A 3702-nucleotide genomic window follows, 5' to 3' on the forward strand; every position below is an offset into this window, starting at 1 on the left:
CCCGTGTCCCAGGTTTCCGTCGCCGAGGCCCGCCTCCCGGTCCGGGGGATCAGGGTCCGAGGCTTCCTGGCCGGGGCTGCGGGCGGCGGCGACGCGCCATGACTGCTGCACGGGTTGCCGGGCAGTTGCGAGGCCTTCCTGAAGTTCCTGGGGAGGACAGCGGGCCGTTTCCGTCGGTGCAGTACCAGTCCGTGAGATGCACAGACTGAGGGCCCGAACAGACCAGGGCCGCCAGTGCGTCAACAGCGGTATGTCCCACACCGTCAGACCGGCCGGTTGCCGAACGCGCCGTCCCCGTGGTCCTGCCGGACTCCGCCGCGATCACCGGAAGCCGGCGGATCACCGTCAGGCCTTCCGCACCAGCCCCCGGTTCCGGTTGGCGAACGGGCGAGCCCCGTGGACCTCCATGAACTCGGCGATGAGTCCCGCCTCGGCGTCACCCGGGTCCTGTTCGGCTGTCGGCCGCCAGGCGACGAGCAGGGCCGCCGAGTCCCGCAACTGCCAGATGTAGCGCCCGCCCCAGTGGCCGACCGCCTGGCCGGCCCCGTGGCGGCGGTACTCGTCGAGCCGTTTGCGGAGCCCGCGTCGGCCGGTTCGGCCCGCCGACGCCTTGCCGACATACAGGATGCCGGCGTCCTCGACCCAGGCCGCCCTCAGCACCTCGACCGCCACGGACGGATCCCGCCCCCTGAAGTGGCCTGCGGTGCTCACGGGCAGGAACTCCGGGCGGGACGCCGTCGGGCGCAGTACGACATGGATCCCGGCCTCCGTCGGTACCTCACTGTCGCTCAGCTCGCCCGGCTCGCCGAAGGGCGCGAACCCGCAGAACCCGCGCTCGGCCAGCCCATCCCGCGTCAAATCCGTTCCAGGAATCACGCGCTCCATGGTGTCAGGCGGCCGTACGGCGGGGGAGATCAGTTTCGCGGCTGCGCGCCGCCGCCGGGGGTGGAGCCCGCCTCTGCAGTGCCCGTCTCTGTAGAACCTGCCTCTGCGGAGCCTGCCTCGATCTCGGTGGCGAAGCCGGCGAGCAGGATGCGGAGCGTGCGGTGGAAGCGCTGCTCGGAGTCCAGGCCGGCGCCGGTGGCGAAGGCCTGGGCCAACTGGGGGAAGACCGCCGGGTCCAGCGACCGGAACTGGTCGGGGTCGGGCTCCGTGCCCTCGTGGTGAGGGGTTTCGCCGACCTCCGCGAGGGTGTGGCCGAGGGTGTACGACACCACGGTGTTGAGGACGTCGAGCGCGTCCGCGAGCGGCACGCCGTCGGCGCGCAGGGCGTCGATGCCGCGTTCCAGCAGGTGAAGCGCGGCGGGGGTGGCGACCGGGCGGGTGGCCAGGACGGTGAGCATCGCCGGGTGGTCGAGCAGGATCCGGCGCAGGGCGACGGCGAAGTCGCCGACCACCGCCGTCCACGGCCGCCCGGCGGGGTCGGTGAAGAGGTCGCCGGCGGACAGCGTCAGCAGGCGCTCCACCATGCCGTCGAGCAGGGCCGCCTTGCTGGGCACGTAGTAGTAGAGCGTCATGCCCTCGACGCCGAGCGCCGCGCCGAGCTTGCGGGTGGAGAGGGTGGAGAGCCCGTGCTCGTCGACGAAGGCGAGGGCCGCGTCGATGATCTTCTCCCTGGTCAGACCGGTCCTCGGGCGCCCGCGTCCGCTCGCCATCGACTGTTCCTCCGCGTCTTGTCTTGACATGTCTTGCGATGCAAGAAAATAATAACGGACATCAGAGTTCTTGCACTGCAAGAAAACCTTACGGGGGGACGTCATGCAGCTGGTCAGCGTCATGGTGCGCAAGCTCAACGACGGGGTCGACTATGGGGAGTTCCGCAAGGGGTGGATCCCGGACGAGGTCGTCCCGGGGGATCCGCGGACCCGCGTCATCACGGCCGCGAACATGGAGAACCCGCAGGAGATCGTCACCATCGCGATCATCGAGGGCGACCACGGGCCCGAGTCCGTCCAGGAGTGGATGGAGCGGCTCGCCCCGGTCGAGGAACGCCGCTTCGAGCGGATCAAGGACATGGTCGGCCCGCCCTCCCTGAACGCCGTCTACCAGGTGCTGGCCGAGGACGACCTCTCCAAGCCGATCGCCGAGTAGGGCGGGAGTGGGGTCGGGTGGGAGGGGGAGGGGGAGGTGGGCCGCCTGGGACGACGGGACATTGGCCGGCCCCACTGGCAATGCGGCTGGGCCGAGTGGAAATCGGGTGCTCCTGGGATTCCCGGTAAAGGACGTACAGTCACATTAATTCGTATATGGATTCACATGGGCAAACGTGCGTGCTAGCGTGCGCCTGCCAGCTTCTCAGAGCCGAGAAAGTGGGTCCCTGTCATGCGTCAAGAATTCTCCCGGCGTGGATTCCTGGGTACTGCCGGGATGAGCGCCGCCGGAGTGTCCGCGGTCTCACTCGGCCTGGCGGCCGGCGCCGGGCCGGCGGCTGCTCAGCCCGCGGAGGTGCCCGAGGGGCAGTCGGTGCTCCCGAACGACTCGCGGTACCAGACGCTCAGCCAGGGGTTCAACCAACGGTGGAGCAGCACGCCGGCCTACATCCGGCTGGTGGGTAACGAGGCCGACGCGGTGGCGGCCCTGAGGGCGGTGCTCGACAAGGGGCTGCGGCCGACGATCCGGGGCGGCGGGCACTGCTACGAAGGCTTCGTGGACAACGACAACGGCGTCATCCTGGACCTCAGCACCCTGCGCGGCGTCCGCGCGGCGACGGACAAGTACGGGGCGTCCACGTACTGCGTGGAGGGCGGGGCCACCAACTGGGACGTCTACACCACCCTGTTCCGCAAGTACGGCGTCACGCTGCCGGCCGGCTCGTGCTACTCGGTCGGCGCGGGCGGGCACATCTGCGGTGGCGGGTACGGGCTGCTGTCCCGACGGAACGGGCTGACCGTCGACCACCTGGTCCAGGTCGACGTGGTCACCGTTCGCGGCGGCAGGGTGGAGGTGACCAGGGCGCACCGGGACGACCCGACCGGCTCGGCGGAGAGGGACCTCTTCTGGGCTCACACCGGTGGTGGCGGGGGCAACTTCGGCGTGGTGTTGCGCTACCACTTCCACCACCAGCTCCCGAAGCCGCCGCCGAGGGTCTGGCTGAGCAGCGTCGCCTGGCCGTGGGACGACCTGCTGAAGCAGCCCGCGGACTTCCGTCAGCTGGTGAACAACTTCGCCGCCTTCTTCGCCGAGCACAGCGGAAAGGGCGAATCGGTCTACCAGGGGTTGTTCGCCATCCTCAAACTCACCCACTGGACGAACGGGAACGTGGTCCTGTTCAGTCAGTGGGACGAGGACGACCCCGCGCCGCTGGAGAGATTCCTGGCCGCCATGGAGGCCGGAATGAAAACCAAGGCGACCGTCCAGACCCACAGCGCCGGCGGGCTGTTTCTGCCGTATCCCGACAAGAGCCGCCAGGTGCCGTGGTTCCAGGCCACCATGACGCTCAACGGGTCGGGGGACAACCAGCGCGGCAAGTACAAGTCGGCCTACCATCGCAGGCCGTTCACCCCCGCGCAGGTCGACGGCTTCTGGGAGTGGCTGACGAAGACCGTGCCGGGCATCGACCTCACGCAGACGCTGGTGCAGATCGACTCCTACGGTTGCCGGATCAACGAGCGCAAGACCACCGAGGACGCCATTCCGCAGCGTGACTCGATCATGAAGCTCCAGTACCAGACGTACTGGACCGACCCCGCCCAGGACAGGACA

Annotated in this window: 4 protein-coding genes; 2 read left to right on the forward strand and 2 right to left on the reverse strand. The window is 69.3% G+C overall.

Going from position 1 to position 3702, the window contains the following annotated elements:
- Positions 1-345 precede the first annotated feature (345 nt).
- Both C2142_RS36030 and C2142_RS36035 read right to left on the reverse strand, forming a co-directional pair.
- Entirely contained in the window at positions 346-858 is a 513-nt protein-coding gene (locus C2142_RS36030; RefSeq protein WP_241003000.1) for a hypothetical protein, read from the reverse strand.
- A 56-nt stretch (positions 859-914) separates the two neighbouring features.
- On the reverse strand, positions 915-1655 hold the full coding sequence (locus C2142_RS36035) for a TetR/AcrR family transcriptional regulator C-terminal domain-containing protein (RefSeq protein WP_162002644.1): 741 nt from the start codon (positions 1653-1655) through the stop codon (positions 915-917).
- A gap of 103 nt (positions 1656-1758) precedes the next feature.
- On the opposite strand from C2142_RS36035, the gene C2142_RS36040 reads away from it, so the two are divergent.
- Both C2142_RS36040 and C2142_RS36045 read left to right on the forward strand, forming a co-directional pair.
- Complete coding sequence (locus C2142_RS36040; RefSeq protein WP_148647027.1) at positions 1759-2091, forward strand: hypothetical protein; 333 nt, start codon at positions 1759-1761, stop codon at positions 2089-2091.
- 276 nt (positions 2092-2367) lie between these two features.
- Positions 2368-3702, forward strand: a 1335-nt coding sequence (locus C2142_RS36045; RefSeq protein WP_241003001.1) for an FAD-binding protein, incomplete at its 3' end; no start/stop codon positions are given.

This window comes from Streptomyces sp. CB01881, assembly GCF_002953255.1.
GTDB lineage: Bacteria > Actinomycetota > Actinomycetes > Streptomycetales > Streptomycetaceae > Kitasatospora.